The sequence below is a fragment of the Clostridioides sp. LIBA-6822 genome (assembly GCF_056688955.1).
The window spans coordinates 1,354,949-1,374,499 of record NZ_CP196995.1; the positions used below are offsets into that span (position 1 = coordinate 1,354,949).

Consider the following 19,551-nt stretch of genomic DNA (forward strand, 5'->3'; position numbering starts at 1 on the left):
TAAAATAAAATTTAAGTCATTTACATATATAAATGAATTGAGCAAAGCACTAAATTGTTTTTATAGAGGTATATATTAAGAATTTTTAGTTAATTTTGAAATATAAGTATGTTTATGTGGATACTAGCAACTGCAAAGTTTAAGTAAGTTGGAAGTTAGAAAATAATTACGATGAAGAAAAGTAAGATTGTAAATCATAATAAGGAATTTTCAGAAAAAACGATTTCAAGCATAAAAAAGAAGTGAAAAATCTATAGGTGTAGAACGGTTATTCAATAAAATTAGGAGTTAATTTAGCAAAATAAATACAAAATCCTACAAGAATTAACGTAAATAAGAGTTGTGACAAAAGGAAAACGATTTTTCGGATATCATAATTTTGAAAATTTAAAAAATTAAAAATCATATTGACGGCTTTTTTTTAGAATTATATAATAAACACAAAATATTTAAAATTTAAACTGAATTAAAAAGATTATATAAAAATAGTAAGGAGGTTGATATACAGTATTACATAAAGCAACTTAAATTAGGAATAATTCAAAAAATGGTAAAATTTAGAAAATTCAAAAAAGTTAGAATTTTTAATTTTGTCAAGAAAACTTAGTAAAAAAATGAAAAACCAGTCATGTTTAAAGTATACAGGTTGATTTTATTTAATTAAGAAAGTTGTATTAAATATTGCGAAGATTTTATAAATTATGAAACATAATTGACAAGTTTAAGTCAAAAATGTATAATTAAATAAAATCTCGTCAAAAGGTTTTCATTTAAGAAGAGATTGGACTTATTTTTTAGTAAAATGTAGTAGAAGGTAAAAAAAGTAGTAAAATTCAAATGGGGGTGCTTTAAATGGGTGAGAAACAAATCAAGTTTAAAGATGTAATTGTAATTGGATTTGCACTATTTGCAATGTTTTTTGGTGCTGGGAACTTAATATTCCCTCCATATCTAGGAGTTTTATCCGGAAGTAGTTGGCTAGTAGCTTTCATAGGATTCCTTTTCGCAGATGGTGGTTTGGCATTATTAGCAGTTATAGCAGCAACTAAGTTCAATGGAGACACATCAAAGATGTTCTCAAGAGCAGGTAAAGGATTAAGTATTGCATTAGGATGTGCAATGGTAATCTGTATAGGTCCACTTTTGGCAATACCTAGAACAGCAGCAACAACTTATGAGATGGGTATATTACCTACAATAGGTTCAGGAATAAGCCCAGTAATATTTTCTATAGTATTCTTTGCTATAGTATTACTTCTAACAATAAGACCATCAAAAGTTGTAGATATAGTTGGGTCAATATTAACTCCAGCTTTACTTATAGCTTTAGCAGTATTAATCGTTAAAGGTATCATATCTCCATTAGGAGAAATAAGAGACAGTTCTTTAATACAAAATGTATTTGCAGAAGGTATAACTCAAGGTTATCAAACAATGGATGCATTAGCAGCTAGTGTATTTGCATCAATTATAATCATGTCAGTAATAGCTAAAGGGTATACAGGTGAAAAAGAAAAGATGAAAGCTACAGTAAGCGCAGGTGTTATTGCAGTAATAGGTATGGCACTAGTTTATGGTGGATTATGTTATCTTGGAGCAACTGTATCTCAAGCATATGGACAAGATGTTCAACAAACAGCTTTAATAGTTGCAATAACAGCATCTTTACTTGGAACTACAGGTAAAGTCTTATTAGCTATTATAGTTGCATTAGCATGTTTAACAACAGCTATAGGACTTTCTTCAGCAGCAGGTCAATATTTCTCAACACTTACAGATGGGAAATTAAAGTATGAGCATATAGTTATAGTAGTTTGTGTGTTTAGTGCAATCATATCAAACTTTGGAGTAAGTACAATAATAAAATTCTCTTCTCCTATATTAAGTATGGTATATCCAGCAACTATAACTCTAGTTATACTAGCATTATTTAGTAACCAAATTAAAAATGACAATGTATACAAATGTGCTGCATATATGGCATTATTAGTAAGTGTGTTAACAGTTGCAACAAGCTTTGGTGTAAATATTCCTCTAGTTAATAGCTTACCATTCGCTTCATTAGGATTTAACTGGATAGTTCCAGTTGTAATAGCAGGAATAATAGGAAACTTTATTCCATCTAAAAGCAGTAAAACTGCATAATAATAAAGAATAATTGATAATTATGGAATTGCCTTTAAATTATAGAGGCAATTCCTTTTTATATTTGTAATATTTGCAAGTATTATTAAATTGCTTAAGATTGAAAATATGTTATTTGTTTAATTTTATAACATTAGCAGTAATATGATTTATAATAGCATGTAAAATAAAAAGGATGATTTAAAACTATAAGTAAAATAAAATTATATTTACTAAAAATATTTAATGTAAATGTAAATTATTGCCATATATATATAAAGAAAAAATAAAGAATTTATTATTTAGATACTTATTAATTAATAAAAGTTAAAACAATAAAAACATAAAAAATATAAAGTATATAAAAGTAGAATTGGACTTTTATATACTTTTTTATATTATTTTTGATTTTTTTAAGAAATTGTTTTAAAAGTTGAGAGAACTATAAGGAGTGTTATATTGAATATAAAATAGTATAATATATATTATGCTAGATAATTAATCTGAAAAAATACAAACATATAAAAAAGTTTGTTTAGAGTTATAGTTAATAGGTGTATTAATTTAATACTAATTTATTGGAGGTCTAAAAATGAAGTACATAATAAAAAGAGATGGTACAAAAGAACTTTTTAGTAAAAGTAAGATTGAAGATGCTGTCTATAAGGCTAGTATAAATAGTGAAGGTGGAGTGGATAGAGATTTAGCATATGATATATCAAGAAAAATAGCTAAAGATTATAATTCTATGGAAAAATGCTTATCCGTAGAGGAAATCCAAGATATAGTTGAAGTATTACTTATGGAATCAAATAGAAAAGATATAGCAAAACACTACATATTATATAGAGAAAGACGTTCTGAAATAAGAACTAAAGCTTGGGAGTTTGATGAACTGCAAAAATCAATATGGAAGAATAAGTATAGAAATAATGGTGAGAGTTTTGATGAGTGGATAAAGAGAATCTCAAATAATAGTCCTAGAATCTCAAAATTAATAAGACAGAAAAGATTTCTATTTGCTGGAAGGATTTTAGCAAATAGAGGATTGCAGAAAGAAGGTAAAAAAGTAACATATTCTAATTGTTATGTAATAGAGCCACCAAAAGATAGTATAGAAGATATTTTCGATACTGCAAAAAAACTTGCTAGAACATTTAGCTATGGTGGAGGCGTTGGAATTGATATTTCAAAGTTAAGACCAAAAGGAGCAAAAGTTAATAATGCTGCAAAACACACGACTGGAGCAGTTTCTTTTATGGAACTTTACAGCATGACAACTGGTTTGATTGGTCAAAGAGGAAGAAGAGGAGCTCTTATGATTTCTATGGACGTAAACCACCCAGAGATAGAAGAGTTTATAGATATAAAAACAGATTTAGAAAAAGTTACTAAAGCAAATATTTCTGTAAGAGTAACAGATGAATTTATGCAAGCTGTAAAGGAAAAGAAACTGTATAACTGTACTTTTGAAGTTGAAACTACTGGAGAAAAAATAGTCAAGATAGTAAATGCATATGATTTGTTTAATAAATTTGTGAAAAATAACTGGGATTATGCAGAACCAGGTATATTATTTTGGGACAAAATAAGAACTTATAATTTTATGAGCGAAGATAAGAATTTTTGCTTTTCAGGAGTAAATCCTTGTGCAGAAGAGCCACTTCCAAGTGGAGGAAGTTGTCTGCTTGGTTCAATAAACTTGTCAGAGTTTGTAATACAACCATTTGGTGAACATGCTACCTTTGATATTAATAAATTAAAATCTTGCGTTAGAGAAGCTGTGGTAGCTTTAAATGATGTGTTAGATGAGGGATTAAACTTACATCCATTACAAGAGCAAAGAGATAGTGTACATAAATATAGACAGATAGGTTTAGGAGTAATGGGTATAGCTGATATGCTTATAAAGATGGGAATAAGATATGGTTCTGATAAATCTTTGGAATTATGTGATTTAATTGGTAAAACTATGTTGAATGAAGCTGTAAAGCAATCAGCCTTAATTGCCAAAGAATATGGAACTTTTAGTGAGTATAAATATGAAAATATATCCAAGTCTAAGTTTTTTATAGAAAATTTAAATGATGATACTAAGGAAATGGTTAAAAAATATGGGCTTAGAAATTCACAACTATTAACTATACCTCCTACAGGTTCTATATCTACAATGATAGGAATTAGTGGTGGAATAGAACCTATATTTAATCTTTCATATATAAGAAAAACTGAGAGTTTACATGACGAAGATGTATATTACAAAGTATATACTCCAATCGTTAAAGAATATATGGATAAAAAAGGTATTACAGATGAAGAATGTTTACCAGAGTTCTTTGTAACTGCAATGAATATAGGATACGAAGAAAGGATAAACATGCAAAAAGTATGGCAAAAATATATTGATGCTTCTATATCATCTACAATAAATATTCCCTTTGAAACTACAGTTGAAGATGTTTTCAATATATATATTAAGGCATGGCAGGCTGGTCTTAAAGGGGTGACAATATTTAGAGATGGATGCAAAAGGAGTGGAATTTTAATAAATGAAAAAAAGGAAGAAAACAATAAAGAAAATAATAAAAAAGAAGATAATAAAAAAGAATGTTATAAAAATAATAAAAAAGAAAAAGATAATAAAGATGAAGAATCCAAAAAAATAATAAATAAAAATTTTGAAGAAGATGAGAAATTTGTGTGTCCTGAGTGTGGAAGTGAAGGAATTGCACATACAGGTGGTTGTAGTATATGCTTAAAATGTGGATATAGTGGATGTAATTAAACTTTGTGTTAGCAAAATTTTAATAGATTTAAAAACTTATATTTTTACAAATGAAAGATGAGGGAATTGTATGCAGAATAAAAGCGTGAGGGAGATTAAGGAAATAATTGAGACTTTAGAAGTAGAAAAATATATGCAATATATAGAACTATTGAGAGTCGATGACAGAAAATCTGTTCAAAGCTTAGCTGTAAAACTAGCTAAAAAATTAGACAATATTAGAAGAGAAGAAGAAAGATTAGAAACTATAAATATATTTGAAAATGAAGGTTACAATAAAGGTTATTTATATATTGGAGGAATTGATGAAGCGGGAAGAGGACCTCTTGCTGGACCTGTTGTAGCTTCTGTAGTAGTATTTAAAAAAGACACAAAAATAGAAGGCGTAAATGATTCTAAAAAACTAAGTGAAGCAAAAAGAGATGAACTTTTTGAAGTAATAAAAAGAGAAGCATTAGACTATGGAATAGGTATAGTAAATAATGAAGAAATAGACGAATTTAATATATTGAATGCTACCTATATGGCAATGAAAAAAGCTATAAATTGTTTAAAACAAGCACCAGATTATCTATTGGTTGATGCAGCGACAATACCAGGGATTGACATAGCTCAAAATCCAATTGTAAAAGGAGATTCAAAATCTATATCAATAGCAGCAGCAAGTATATTGGCTAAGGTTACTAGAGATAGTATAATGTATCAATATGATAGGGTCTATCCAGAATATGGTTTTAAATCTCATAAAGGGTATGGGACTAAAGAACATTATGAAGCCATTGAAAAACATGGGATAACTCCTATACATAGGAAAAGTTTTTTGAAAAATATACTGTAAACACAATATGATATAATGTATATGATATAAATTACTATAATAAATGGGGGATTAAAGATGGAGTATAATGAATTATTAAAAAATGCTAGAGAAAATTTAAATGGAAGTTGTAAAGTTTGTAAGGTTTGTAATGGAGTTGTTTGTGCAGGGGAAGTTCCTGGTATGGGAGGTAAAGGAAGTGGTTCTTCTTTTATAGAAAATAGTAAGAGTTTAGAAAAAGTAAAAGTAAATATGAGAGTAATACATGATGTCTCAAATCCTGATACATCTATAGAGATATTTGGGAAAAAAATGAGTGCACCTATATTTGCAGCTCCAGTAACAGGAACTACCTTGAATATGGGTGGAAAAATTAGTGAAAGAGATTACATAGAACCAGTAGTTGCAGGATGTGCAAAAAGTGGGATTTATGCAATGGTTGGAGATACAGCAGTAGATGCTTTTTTAATGGAAAATTTAGATGTAGTTAAAAAGTATAATGGTGATGGGATTGTATTTATTAAGCCTTGGGATAATGAAAATATTATAAAAAAGATAAGACTAGCTGAAGAAGCTGGTGCATTTGCAGTTGGAGTTGATATAGATGCTTGTGGTCTAGTGACTTTATCGCTACATGGAAAGCCAGTACTTCCTAAAAATGTTGAACAAATAAAAGAATTGGTGAACTCTACTAAACTACCATTTATATTAAAAGGAATAATGACTGTTGAAGATGCGTTAATGGCAGTTGAAGCAGGTGTAGATGCCATAGTTGTATCAAATCATGGAGGAAGAGTATTAGATTGTACACCAGGAGCATGTGAAGTTTTACCAAAGATTGCTGATGCTGTTAAAGGCAAAGTTACAATACTTGCAGATGGTGGAGTTAGAACAGGATTAGATGTATTAAAGATGATAGGTCTAGGAGCAGATGCAGTATTAATAGGAAGACCTTTTGTGACTGCTTCATTTGGTGGAGCAACTGATGGTGTAGAAACTTATGTAAATAAGCTTCAATCAGAACTAAGTGGTTCTATGATATTAACTGGATGTCAAACTATAAAAGATATTGATGGAAAAGTTATATACAAATAAAATTTTATACAAAAAAGAGGAAAAATCATTTTAATGTAGAATAATTGTACAAAGGGGGAATTTATATGAGTAAAAAAGCTTATGAAGAAGCCTTAGTAGAATTGGAGAAATTTATTAATGAAAGAAAAGAAATAATTAAAAGTGCGGAGGGCTGTATTGATAAGTACATAGTTGACAGAACGCTACCTTTTGATTACAAAGATAAATGTGTGGAATGGCAACAAGAGTTACTTGATATTGCAGAGGCACAAGTTTTAGAAGCAAATGAGTTAGGTGTGTTATTACAAGAAAAAAAAGAACTTGCAGAAGATTAAATTTTATTAACTAAGAGTAAATCAAAAATATGATTTGCTCTTAGCTTTTTTGTTTGAGTATAAACTTCAATCTAATTAAGAGAATTTTATCAATAATAGATTAGGCAGTTTAAAGTAAAAGAGAGTGCTTTACGTGCTTAATTTTTATTCAAATTTAGTATATGTTTTTTCATTTCATCTAATACGATTGTATAGGACTTGGATTGAGCTGCAGCTAATTCTGATAAAGCAAACCTTTGAGCCTTATTTAGAAAGTCCTTATCTGTACTACATAATTGCTTTGAACAATCTTGTATCATAAGCATCTTAATCAATTTTACAATCTCAAAAACATCTCCTGAATGAAATTTATCTTGGTATAATTTAAGTCGCTTCTTTCTATCAAAAATCCATACACCATCTGTTTTATCAATAGATTGCATAAAATCATCAACTTCATTTTCATTCATAACTGGACGTATGCCAATCTTGCCAGCACTTATAACTGGAATCAAAATTTTAAGATTGCTATTGAAAATAACAGTCAATTCATAGTATTTCTGTATATTATGATTTATTTCCTTTGTTACAATATCACTTACATAGCAAGCACCTTCTTTTGGATACATCACACTTTCGCCAATATTATACATATAGTTATACCTCCAAACTGAATTTTAGATATTGCAATTTGGGTACAATGCTTTAATTATCTAATACTCAATATTATATCACAAAATACTTGACAAGTCAAAAATATTAATATATAATATTAAGTTTATGATGAATAAATATAAAATAACTATAAAAATATAAGATAAAATGATTTAACGTATTGAAATATTATGTTAGTTTTTTATAAAACTGTACATTAACTATGCTTAGTAATTATTAATTTTTAGCAAAATCTCTTAACTTAAGACTTCCAGCTGTTACAAAGACCATTCCAATAAAAATTAAAACAATTATATTTATTAATATGTTGTCATTATTAATAGCGTCTATAGTCCAATAAAATGGTGTAAGCTTTGAAAGATTAACCATAAAGGATAATTTATCAAGTGATGGTATTAGACTAGATATAGATATAGCTAAACCTATTAAAGAATAAAATGTAGACATAAGACTTATAGAACTTTCACTTTTAGTTACTCTAGCTATCCAAAATACAAATCCAGTAGCAACAAAACTATTTGCTAGTACAATCATTAATGTGTTTAAAGTCAATTTAAAATCACTTATAAATGAGAAGCATACTAAAGTTAAGGTGTATATAATTGCTTGAATAAAAAATAACCCTAAAAATATGCTGAAAATGATTTTTATATCTTTATGTCTTGTAGAAACAAGTCTTTTTAAGGTATTAGATTTTTTTAATGCGAATAAATCAGAAGCAAGATGTGCTGCATTAATATACATAAAATAACATATTAAGAAGACTATTAAAAATGAATTTTTATTCTTATTTGGACTGTTATCAATTATATTTGTCCTTGTCAATTTATCATCTATGTTTCTATCTATTTTTAATTTTAATGAATTAGTAATAAAAGATTCTATTTGTGATTCTGCCCAAAGACTACCTCCACCGTTTTCGGTTTTAAAACATTTAACTACAGGTCGTTTTAAGTTATCTATATTGTTTGAAAAATTTTCATCTAAAATGAAGACAGCAGAAACTTTATTATTTTTTAATAAATTCATAGCCTTATCCTGTTCGTCTAATCCAAATGAGTTTTCTTTTAATTTAGAACCATCTATTAACTTATGTTCATATTTTCCAGAAGAATTAGATACAATTGCTACTGGAGAAAAGTACATTGATTGATTTTCTGAGTTACCAGTAAAAAAGTTAAGAGAAAACATTAATAATATAACAGGAAACAGAACCATGTTAACTAAAAGAGCATGATTTTTTATATATCTTTTTATGTTTGCAATAATTAATCTAATCATTATTAAATCTCCCTCCATTTATATTTTTCTTTTACAATAGAAAGTGCAATCAATATTGTAGATGCAATTAGACATATAAAAATTAAGTTTCCTATTGAATCGATAGTTTTAAATGTCTCATAATTACTGAATAATGTTCCTATTAAATAAGTAGGAGATAAACTTGTAAACTTAGTAAATATATCATTTACCATGCTGAGAATACCTCCAAAAACTGTCTGTAAGAAGAGTAATGTGTAAACAATAACTGTACCATATTTCTTACTAAAAAAGGCGGTTACAAAAGTAGATATTGAAGTCATAAAATAAGAAGATAAAGCACAAAGTAAAATTAATATGGCAAAGTTACCTTTAAATGTTATCCCAAGTATTCTAAAGAATAAAACATATAATAACAAGAAGATAAATGAATAAATCCACAATCCTACAAAATCATAAATTAAGAATTGTACTCTAGTAATAGGCATAGAGTAAAGTCTTTTTGAAAGTCCTTTTGATTCACTTACGTAATTTGCTAAAATATTATTCATTATAAAAATTATTACAAGAAATCCCAGAGAAACTAAAGCAAAGTACTCATAAGAGTTTTGTCTGACATTATTTTTTATTATAGAAGTATCAATAGAATTCTTGTTAAATAATTTAGAGAAATCTTCTAAACTTAGTTTTTGCGAATTATTTAAATATAATTTTTCATGATAAGTATCTAATATGTCTTGAAGTAATATTGCAATATCATCGCGAGTTCCAAGTTTTTCTACACTTAAAATATTTGATTCTTCATTTAATAAATTACTCTCATATCCTTTAGGTATAGTGAGTTTTAAATCTGCATTAGAACTATCTTTTTGAACTGTTAATATAGAAGATAAGTCATTTTTTAAGTATCTTGTCAGATTATTTGATAGCTTTGTATCATCTTTGTCATATATAACAATTGATGTCAAATCTGTTTTTATAGGGTTTTGAAACATGCTTTCTGTCACCATTCCAAGAAACCCAGCTAAGACTAGAGGTAAGGCTAAGAAATATATTAAATTAAGTATAAAAGAGCTTTTTAAACCTTTTAGCATAGTTTTTACACTAATGTATAATCTCATAAAATCACCTCCATTAATCTCTTAGATTTTTACCTGTTAGATTTAAAAACACATCTTCTAGACTAGGTTCTTCATAAGAAATTCGTACTATTTTTGAATTATTTTTCTCAACAACAGATAGCACATCTGTAAGTTGCAATTTTTTATCTATATCCAATTCTACTAATGAATTATTTTCTAAAACAGATATCACACCTTTGATATTTTTTAAATCGAATATAAGTTGAGCATTTATATTTTTAATTTCCATGATTAATTTTGTATGTGTAGATACTAATGATTTTAGATAATTATTATCTCCAAAAGCAATCTCCTTGCCTTCATCCATAATAAAAATCTTAGAACAAAGATGTTCAACTTCTTCCATATAATGAGAAGTATATATTACCGTGGTTTTTTGTTTTTCAGATATATCTTTAATAAAATTGAAAATATGATTTCTTGATTGGGGGTCAACACCTACCGTTGGTTCATCTAATATTAATATTTTAGGATGATTTAAGAGTGCTATTCCAATGTTTAATCTCCTTTGCATACCACCAGATAATTTTTTTATTTTTTTCTTTTTAACATCAGTAAGTCCTGTGACTTCTAAGGCTTCGGTGATTCTCTCTTGAAGCAATTTTCCCTTTAAACCATAGTAAGCTCCGAAGTACTCTAAGTTATCAAAAGGAGTAAGGGTTTCAATAAGTGCTAATTCTTGTGGAACTAATCCTATTATAGACTTTGCTTTTATATAATCTTTTGACAAATCTAAACCATTGATTTGAATGTCACCACTATTTGGTAACATAAGATTTGTAATTATATTTATAAGTGTAGACTTACCAGCCCCATTTGGTCCAATAAGTCCAAATATCTCCCCTTCTTTAACAGAAAAACTGATATTATCAAGTGCCAATTTATCGTTAAATCTTTTTGTTATGTTATTTACTCTGACTATATCCATAATAATCCCTCCAAAAGTAATTTTGTATAAGCTAAAAATCTATAATACTATAATAAAGAATTATGAATCATAATTCTATTACTATAAGTCACTAAAAAAAGTGACTTAAGTCACTTTATATTTTTATTTATTATAAATAAGTTTGTAAGTAAGAAATTTTTTAAGAGTATAGGTTTCTTACATATATATCTATATTACAATTTTATTTTTGAAGGCAAATATAACTAGTTGAGTTCTATCACGAAGTCCTAGTTTTCCCAAGATATTAGTGATATTATTCTTTATTGTACCTTCAGATAAGAATAATTCTTGGCTAATTTCTTTATTATTAAGTCCATTTGCAATTAATTTAATTATGGATATTTCTTTTTCTGTTAAATTATACATATCAGAAATATGTTCTTGTCCTATAGTTTTTTCAGGGGACATGATTTTTTCAGCAACACTTTTATCAAGTACAATATTGCCAAAAAACGAGGAACGAATCCCCTCGTGTAATACTTCGTCCGAACTATCTTTTAAAAGATATCCTGAAGCTCCAAACTTCATAGCGTCTTTTATGTATTCATCATCATTAAAGGTTGTCAAAATTAATAACGCTATGGAACTATCGTATTCTTTTATAAGTCTTGTACCTAGAACTCCATCACAAACTTTCATTCTAATGTCCATAAGGACTATGTCTACATCATTTTTTTTACAGAATTCTAATGCTTCATATCCGTTGGAAGCATCTCCTACAATTTCTAAATCGTCATAAGATGATAAAATAATCTTAAGACCTTTTCTAATCAATTTTTCATCATCTACTATAAGAACTTTGATTTTATTCAAAAAAATCACCTCCTGAAAATTTAGGAAAAGACGCTCTAATTGTGAATCCAGTATTAGAATTATCAAATTCAACTTTGCCATTTAATTCATATATTCTTTCGCTAATACTGCTAAGTCCATTTCCTTTTTTTATATTGTTACATCCTATACCATTATCACTGATAGTAATTATAAGATTTGAAGGATTAAATGTTATAAAAATTCTAATTTCAGTTGCTTTTCCATGTCTTGATGCGTTGGAAAGCGATTCCTGAACGAGTCTATATAAAGCGATAGATTGATTTCTAGATAGGTTCCAAGTATTTTTTGATATAGTTAATCTAACGTTGATATTTGTAAGCTTAATAAAGCTTTTAACCAGTTCTTTGATTTTAAGTAAATTTTGATAATTTTCATATTCAACAGGTTTTAGTTCAGATATAGCTCTTCTTACATCTTGGAAACTTTCAGTCACAAATTCTCTAAGTTCATGAACTAAATCAGAAATGAGAGGTTTGTCTTTTAAGAGCTTTTCTATAGCACTTAATTGAATTATTGTTGTAGAAAGAGAATGTCCAACACTATCATGTATTTCTCTCGATATACGGTTTCTTTCTTTCAAAATTGCTAATTCTTCTATAGAACTTGCATAAATCTCTAAATCAGCATTAGCTTTTTTTAATTCATCTTTAGAAACACGGAGTTTATCGTAAAGACTTTGATTGTATAATTTAGATAAATTCTCACTTTCTAGATACATAGAAAGTATAGTAATAATTAGTAATATAGAACTTGATTCTAGTGCTAAATATACACTTTTATCTAAACCAATAATAAAAGAAGATATTATAACTAAAAAGAATAATATGTATTTATACTTTTCCTTTATTAAAAATGAGGCATCCAAAACTAAAGGAACAAAGTATAGTGAATTAAAAGTTTTTGTATAATTGTATAATATAAAAATTAAAATAAGCTCTAAAAAATAAGAAATAAGTATAAATTTATTCTCATTTGATAAAGAAAAAAATCTGACTTGGTTATTTATTATTAGAAATAATATAATTATTGTTATAACTGGATACAATGTATTTTCAGCATTATTCAAATAGCTTACAAGTAATATAAATAGAGATAAATATCGTATAAAAATAAATAATTTTTTTCTGTTCATTAAAGACATTCCTCCATAAAAATAAACTTTCCTTATGAAAACTAGCATAATATCATAAAAGAATAAAGTCAATAGAAGTATTTATTAATATTAATGGAAATAAAATCAATCTCAAAAAATTGAATAGTTAAATTGTATACTGACGATAATTTAAACGTACAAATTTAATGTATTGGAGTAGATAATGAATAATAAAGAAAAAGGTGATTTTGGAGAAGAAATAGCAGTTAATTATCTGCTAGCAAAAGGTGCGAAGATACTAGAAAAAAACTACAGACTGAAGTTAGGAGAGATAGACATAATAGCAAATATAGGTAATGAAATTGTATTTGTGGAGGTGAAATCAAGGTCCAATATAAAGTATGGTTACCCTTGCGAATCTGTAGGTTTTAAAAAAAGAAAAAAGATAGTTGATGTAGCAAAATACTATATTATAAAAAATAATTTATATAATACTCCAATAAGATTTGATATTATAGAGGTCTATTTATTGGAAAAGAGAGTAAATCATATAATAAATGCTTTTTAAAAAATATAAAGTTTTTTGAAAGGATTAAAAATGTTAAGTATTATTAATTCAAGTAATTTAGTAGGAATAGATAGTTTTTTGGTAAAGGTTGAAGTGGATATAAGTAATGGTATACCTAGTTTTAATATTGTTGGTCTTCCAAGTAAAGAAATTAAAGAAGCAAGAGAGAGAGTAAAATCAGCAATTCTTAATAGTGGGTATAAATTCCCAAGCACGAGAATAGTTGTGAATTTATCACCAGCAGATATAAAAAAAGAAGGCGCTTTTTTAGATTTATCTATAAGTATAGGTCTTTTAAGAGGATTAATAAAAAAAGACGAAAATTACATAAAAGAAAGTATGTTTATAGGAGAGTTATCATTAGATGGAAAGATAAGAAAAGTAAGAGGTATATTGCCTATCATTATAGGTGCAAAAAACCAAAATATAAAACGTATTTTTATACCAATTGAGAATACAAGAGAAAGTTTATTTATAGATGAAATTGATATAATCCCTGTTAAAAGTTTAAATGAATGTATTGATTTTTTAAATGAAGAAATAAAAGTCGATAAAGAAAGGATAATGTCTTTTTTGAATGAGGAGCTAGAAATATATAATGGAAGATTAGAAAAGTATGATACTTATAAAGACTGTGAGCATACAAAGATTCACAGTATAAAAGAAAATAAATATGATGAAGACTTTAAAGATGTAAGGGGCAATTATTTTGTAAAGAGGAGTGCAGAAATTGCAGCAGCTGGTAATCATAATATCTTTATGATTGGACCTCCAGGCTCAGGAAAAACTATGATTGCAAAAAGGATAAGGACAATTTTACCAGACATAAGTATAGAAGAAATGATAGAAGTAAGTAAAGTTTATAGCATACTAGGTATGATAGATGAAACCAAAGGAATAATTGACAATAGACCTTTTAGGGCACCTCATCACACAACTACAAAGCAATCTTTGATTGGTGGCGGAGTAGATGCAAGACCTGGAGAAGTTGCTTTAGCACATAGAGGTATATTATTCTTAGATGAAATAGCTGAATTTGATAGAAAAATACTTGAGACTTTAAGACAACCTATAGAAGATGGATATGTAAATATATCCAGAGTGAAATATAATACAAAATATCCTTGTAGAGTATTGTTAATTGCAGCTATGAATCCATGTCCATGTGGTTACTATATGTCAGATACAGAATGTAGATGTAGGAGTAACGAAATTGATAAATACATAAATAAAATATCAGGTCCATTATTAGATAGGTTTGATATTTTTGTAGAAGTTAATTCTATAAAATATGTTGATTTTAATTCTTCAAAACAAGAAGAAAGTTCTCAAAAAATAAAGAGAAGAGTAGAAAATGCTAGAAAAATACAAATAAATAGATTTAGAAAAGATAATATAAAAAATAATAGTGAAATTAAATCTTCTAATTTATTAAAATATTGTAAATTGGAAAAAGAAGCTTCAAAAACGGCTGAGACAATAATTAATAAATATAATCTCAGTAGTAGAAGTTATACAAAACTTTTAAAAATGGCAAGAACAATAGCGGATTTGGAAGAAATAGAAACAATAAATTCGCAGTGTATTATAGAAGCTTTTTCATTTAGAAAGGCTTATTATAGTTATTTTAAATAAGTTTTTGAGGTGGATTTTATGGAAAAAAGAGATATCTATTTGTGGTTAAAATCAATTAGTGGAATAACAACAAAAACAATTGAAATAATAGAAAGTGAAATAGTAAATATTGAGGATATATTTGATTTTTCTGAAAAAGAAATATATAATTTAAAAAATATAAGCTTGAATATTAGAAAAAATATAGTAAAATATAGAGGTCACGCTTATTTAGAAAATATAAAAGAACTTCTTTATAAAAAAACAATTAAATATATTTGTCAATATGATAAAGAATATCCTGAGAAATTAAAAAATATATACAATGCTCCAAAGTTATTATTCTATAAAGGTGATATAAGTTTAGTTAATAATAATTTTAATATAGCTATAGTAGGTTCAAGAAAACCTACAGCCTATGGAATTAATTGTGCAAAAACAATAAGTTGTCAACTATCCCAGTATGGGGTTAATATAGTAAGTGGATTAGCTATAGGAATAGATGCATATTCACACATAGGTTGTATGAATGGAAAATCTAAAACTATAGCAGTGCTTGGCTCAGGAGTAGACAATCCTCTTCCAAAACAAAATTTATATTTATCAAATAAAATATTAGAAAATGGGGGATTATTATTATCAGAGTATAATATTAACTCGACAGTAGCACCATATCATTTTTCTAATAGAAATAGGATTATTAGCGGATTAAGTGATGGAGTAGTGGTTGTAGAGGCAGCAATTAGAAGTGGTGCATTAATCACAGTGGATTTTGCTCTTGAACATGGAAAAAATGTCTTTGCAATACCTGGTAATATAAATTCCCAAATGAGTAGAGGTTGTCATAAAATTATAAAAGAAGGTGCAAAATTAATTGAAAATATAGATGATATTTTGAATGAATATAACATATTTAATATTATTGATAAAAAAATAAATCAAAAATATGATAATATAAGTCTAAATGCCAAGTCTAAGCAAATAATAGAAGCTATAAAAAGAGAAGGAAACTTGCATATAGATAGTATTTGTGATTATACTGGTATAGAAATAAAGTATGTAAATTCAATAATCAATGAATTAGTACTAAATGAGTTAGTAGTAGAAATGAATAATAAAACGTACAGTTTAAATGTATAAATTAAGATTAGGTAGTGGGGGTGTGTGGTTTTATGGCCAAAACATTAGTCATCGTAGAATCGCCTGCAAAAGCTAAGACCATAGAAAAATTTTTAGGAAAAAGTCATTACACAGTGAAAGCATCAGTTGGTCATGTCAGAGATTTACCTAAAAGTAAATTAGGTGTAGATATAGAAAATAATTTTGAACCTCAATATATAAACATAAGAGGTAAAGGCGATGTAATAAAAGAATTAAAAAAAGAAGCTAAAAAGTCTAAACAAGTGTATCTAGCAACCGACCCTGATAGAGAGGGTGAAGCTATATCATGGCATTTAGCTCATATACTAAATTTAGATGAATCTGAAGATTGTAGAATAGAGTTTAATGAAATAACTAAGGATGCAATTAAAAAAGCAATTAAGCATCCTAGAAATATTGATATAAATTTGGTTGATGCACAACAAGCAAGAAGAGTATTAGACAGACTTTTAGGTTATCAGATAAGCCCTATATTGTGGCAAAAGGTTAGAAAAGGTCTTAGTGCAGGTAGAGTACAATCTGTTACAACAAAATTAATTTGTGATAGAGAAAAAGAAATAAAAGCATTTATTCCAAAAGAATATTGGACAATAGATGTGGAAGCAAAGACAGCAAAAGATAAGGATATAACTTTAAAATTTTATGGTAAGAATGATGAAAAAATCGAATTAGAAAATGAAGAAGCTGTAAACGAAATACTAAAAGAAATGGAAGGCAAAGATTTAAAAGTTGAGAAGATAGAATCTAAATCAAGACGTAAATCAGCTCCAAAACCATTTACGACAAGTATGCTTCAACAAGAAGGAGCAAATAAGCTATTCTTCACTACTAAAAAGACAATGATGATAGCCCAAGAATTATATGAAGGTATAGATATAGAAGGTGAAGGTACTGTTGGTCTTATATCATATATAAGAACTGACTCTAAGAGAATTTCTGATGAAGCAAGAGAAAAAGCCAAAGGTTATATAGTAAGTAATCTAGGCGAAAACTACTATAAAAATAGTAGTGATAAAAAAGAAAAAAAAGATACTAAAAAAGTTCAAGATGCCCATGAGGCAATAAGACCAACTTCTGTTGACAGAACTCCAGATAGTATAAAAGCTTCACTGAGCAAAGACCAGTACAAGTTATATAATTTAATTTGGAGAAGATTTGTAGCTAGCCAAATGGAGGATTCAGTATTCGATATATTAAATGTAGAATGCAAAATAGGAGACCTTGTATTTAAAGCTACTGGTTCAAAAATGAAATTTGATGGTTACACTAAGGTATACAATTTTTCAGAGAGAGAAGATAAAATTTTACCAAGTATAGACAAAGGCGATATATTGAATATAGAAAATGTATTACCAGACCAACACTTTACACAACCACCAGCAAGATATACAGAAGCTAGTTTGGTAAAAACATTAGAGGAATTAGGGATAGGTAGACCAAGTACGTATGCTCCAACTATAGCTACTATATTAAATAGAGAATATGTTGAAAAACAAGGAACGAGTCTATGTCCAACAGAACTTGGTATAATAGTTACTGACATTTTAGAAAATAATTTTAATAAATTTATAGATGTAGATTTTACCGCTGATATGGAAAGTAAACTTGATGTTATAGAAGACGGAAATACAGACTGGAAAGAGATTGTATCTGAATCATATGCTCCACTTAAAGAAGCTATTGAAGAAGCACTTGAAAATATAGAAAAAGTAAATATGGATGAAGAAACTGATGAAATATGTGAAAATTGTGGCTCTAATATGGTTATAAAATATGGTAGATTTGGAAAATTTATGGCTTGTAAAAACTATCCAGATTGTAAAACAACTAGACCAATTATGAATAAAATTGGTGTTAAATGTCCAAAATGTGAAGAAGGAGATATTATACTTAGAAAATCTAAAAAAGGTAAAGCTTTTTATGGATGTTCTAATTATCCAAACTGTGACTTTGTAGCTTGGAATAAGCCGACAGGAGAGTTTTGTGAGAAGTGTGGTTCGTATATGGTTGAAAAAGTGACTAAATCTGAAACAAAAACAGTGTGTTCTAATAAAGAATGTAATAAAGAGTCAAAAGAGCATAATGACGGAAAAGAGTGAAAATTGAAAAAAATCACATAATTCTCTTGAAAAAGGTTCCAATCTATGATAATCTTTCAAGTGTAAACAACTAATATAAAAAATAAATTTTCATTAGAGATGAAAATAATATTAGAAAATATAAAAGGTTATTAAAAGGCCTAAATTTCATGAGGAGATGATTAAATGGCAAGTGAAGTGTTACAAAAAACAAGGAAAATAAATAAAACATTACAAACAAGTGGTGGAAGTAGTGTCTCTTTTGATTTACTGGCCGGAGCATTAGGAGATGTTTTAAATTCTAATGTTTATGTAGTAAGTGCAAAAGGTAAAGTATTAGGTCTTCATTTAAATGATGCTCAAGACAGTTCAGTTATAGAAGATGAGTATACTAAACAAAAGAAATTTTCAGATGAATATACTCAAAATGTATTAAAGATTGATGAGACATTAGAAAATTTAAATGGTGAAAAGATATTGGAAATTTTTCCAGAAGAACATGGAAGATTACAAAAATATACTACAGTAGTACCAATCTTAGGTAGCGGTCAAAGACTTGGAACATTAGTACTTTCAAGATATTCAGCTTCATTTAATGATGATGATTTAGTAATAGCTGAATACAGTGCGACTGTTGTTGGTCTTGAGATATTAAGAGCAATAGGTGAAGAGTTAGAAGAAGAAATGAGAAAGAAAGCTGTAGTTCAAATGGCAATAGGCACTCTGTCCTACTCCGAACTTGAAGCAGTTGAACATATTTTTGCTGAATTAGATGGTAAAGAAGGTTTACTTGTTGCAAGTAAGATAGCTGATAGAGTTGGTATAACTAGATCAGTAATAGTAAATGCACTTAGAAAATTTGAGAGTGCAGGTGTGATAGAATCAAGATCATTAGGTATGAAAGGTACTCATATAAGAATACTTAATGATAAACTTACAGATGAATTGAAAAAATTAAAAAACAATCAATAATCTATATTTTTTATAGATTGAGATTAGGAAAGGTATCTATTTCAAATAGATACCTTTTTTAGACGAATTATTGAAATAATTATAGAGTAAG

The 19,551-nt window shown here is 27.6% G+C and carries 16 protein-coding genes; 10 read left to right on the forward strand and 6 right to left on the reverse strand.

The features are described from left to right. Positions 1-852 precede the first annotated feature (852 nt). The 5 genes from brnQ (at position 853) to ACTG48_RS06595 (ending at position 7,135) form a co-directional block, all read left to right on the forward strand. Entirely contained in the window at positions 853-2,145 is a 1,293-nt protein-coding gene (gene brnQ, locus ACTG48_RS06575; RefSeq protein WP_479918397.1) for a branched-chain amino acid transport system II carrier protein, read from the forward strand. A 571-nt stretch (positions 2,146-2,716) separates the two neighbouring features. Further along, positions 2,717-4,909 (forward strand): adenosylcobalamin-dependent ribonucleoside-diphosphate reductase, encoded by a 2,193-nt coding sequence (locus tag ACTG48_RS06580; protein WP_021384063.1) that lies wholly within the window; start codon positions 2,717-2,719, stop codon positions 4,907-4,909. Positions 4,910-4,979: 70 nt separating this feature from the next. Further along, the gene (locus ACTG48_RS06585) at positions 4,980-5,747 is read left to right on the forward strand and encodes a ribonuclease HII (RefSeq protein WP_021384056.1); all 768 of its coding nucleotides are present in this window, start codon (positions 4,980-4,982) and stop codon (positions 5,745-5,747) included. A gap of 57 nt (positions 5,748-5,804) precedes the next feature. After that, positions 5,805-6,821 (forward strand): alpha-hydroxy-acid oxidizing protein, encoded by a 1,017-nt coding sequence (locus ACTG48_RS06590; protein WP_021384023.1) that lies wholly within the window; start codon positions 5,805-5,807, stop codon positions 6,819-6,821. A 65-nt stretch (positions 6,822-6,886) separates the two neighbouring features. Beyond that, entirely contained in the window at positions 6,887-7,135 is a 249-nt protein-coding gene (locus ACTG48_RS06595) for a hypothetical protein (RefSeq protein ID WP_021384021.1), read from the forward strand. A gap of 137 nt (positions 7,136-7,272) precedes the next feature. Here the strand turns inward: ACTG48_RS06595 and ACTG48_RS06600 are convergent, their stop codons facing one another. The 6 genes from ACTG48_RS06600 to ACTG48_RS06625 all read right to left on the reverse strand — a co-directional run bounded on the left by ACTG48_RS06600 (position 7,273) and on the right by ACTG48_RS06625 (position 13,106). Then, entirely contained in the window at positions 7,273-7,767 is a 495-nt protein-coding gene (locus tag ACTG48_RS06600) for a CarD family transcriptional regulator (protein WP_021384042.1), read from the reverse strand. A 238-nt stretch (positions 7,768-8,005) separates the two neighbouring features. Then, positions 8,006-9,070 carry an ABC transporter permease gene (locus ACTG48_RS06605; RefSeq protein ID WP_021384050.1) on the reverse strand — a complete coding sequence of 355 codons (1,065 nt, stop codon included), beginning with the start codon at positions 9,068-9,070 and terminating at the stop codon, positions 8,006-8,008. Between the two features lie 2 nt (positions 9,071-9,072). After that, on the reverse strand, positions 9,073-10,170 hold the full coding sequence (locus ACTG48_RS06610) for an ABC transporter permease (protein WP_479918398.1): 1,098 nt from the start codon (positions 10,168-10,170) through the stop codon (positions 9,073-9,075). 13 nt (positions 10,171-10,183) lie between these two features. Then, on the reverse strand, positions 10,184-11,119 hold the full coding sequence (locus tag ACTG48_RS06615) for an ABC transporter ATP-binding protein (RefSeq protein ID WP_479918399.1): 936 nt from the start codon (positions 11,117-11,119) through the stop codon (positions 10,184-10,186). Between the two features lie 189 nt (positions 11,120-11,308). Beyond that, positions 11,309-11,953, reverse strand: a complete 645-nt coding sequence (locus tag ACTG48_RS06620) for a response regulator transcription factor (RefSeq protein WP_021384005.1) — start codon at positions 11,951-11,953, stop codon at positions 11,309-11,311. Continuing rightward, positions 11,946-13,106 (reverse strand): sensor histidine kinase, encoded by a 1,161-nt coding sequence (locus ACTG48_RS06625; protein WP_021384006.1) that lies wholly within the window; start codon positions 13,104-13,106, stop codon positions 11,946-11,948. The genes ACTG48_RS06620 and ACTG48_RS06625 overlap by 8 nt, the downstream gene beginning before the upstream one ends. A 184-nt stretch (positions 13,107-13,290) precedes the next feature. Between ACTG48_RS06625 and ACTG48_RS06630 the strand changes: the two genes are divergently transcribed. The 5 genes from ACTG48_RS06630 to codY all read left to right on the forward strand — a co-directional run bounded on the left by ACTG48_RS06630 (position 13,291) and on the right by codY (position 19,460). Further along, complete coding sequence (locus ACTG48_RS06630) at positions 13,291-13,635, forward strand: YraN family protein (RefSeq protein WP_021384060.1); 345 nt, start codon at positions 13,291-13,293, stop codon at positions 13,633-13,635. A gap of 30 nt (positions 13,636-13,665) precedes the next feature. Further along, a complete protein-coding gene (locus tag ACTG48_RS06635) occupies positions 13,666-15,270 on the forward strand; it encodes a YifB family Mg chelatase-like AAA ATPase (protein WP_021384008.1) in 1,605 nt (534 codons plus the stop codon). Between the two features lie 18 nt (positions 15,271-15,288). Then, entirely contained in the window at positions 15,289-16,389 is a 1,101-nt protein-coding gene (gene dprA / locus ACTG48_RS06640; protein WP_021384018.1) for a DNA-processing protein DprA, read from the forward strand. A gap of 32 nt (positions 16,390-16,421) precedes the next feature. Then, on the forward strand, positions 16,422-18,509 hold the full coding sequence (gene topA, locus ACTG48_RS06645; protein WP_021384059.1) for a type I DNA topoisomerase: 2,088 nt from the start codon (positions 16,422-16,424) through the stop codon (positions 18,507-18,509). A gap of 165 nt (positions 18,510-18,674) precedes the next feature. Continuing rightward, positions 18,675-19,460, forward strand: coding sequence for a GTP-sensing pleiotropic transcriptional regulator CodY (codY, locus tag ACTG48_RS06650; protein WP_021384027.1), 786 nt, complete (start codon positions 18,675-18,677; stop codon positions 19,458-19,460). Positions 19,461-19,551 lie beyond the last annotated feature (91 nt).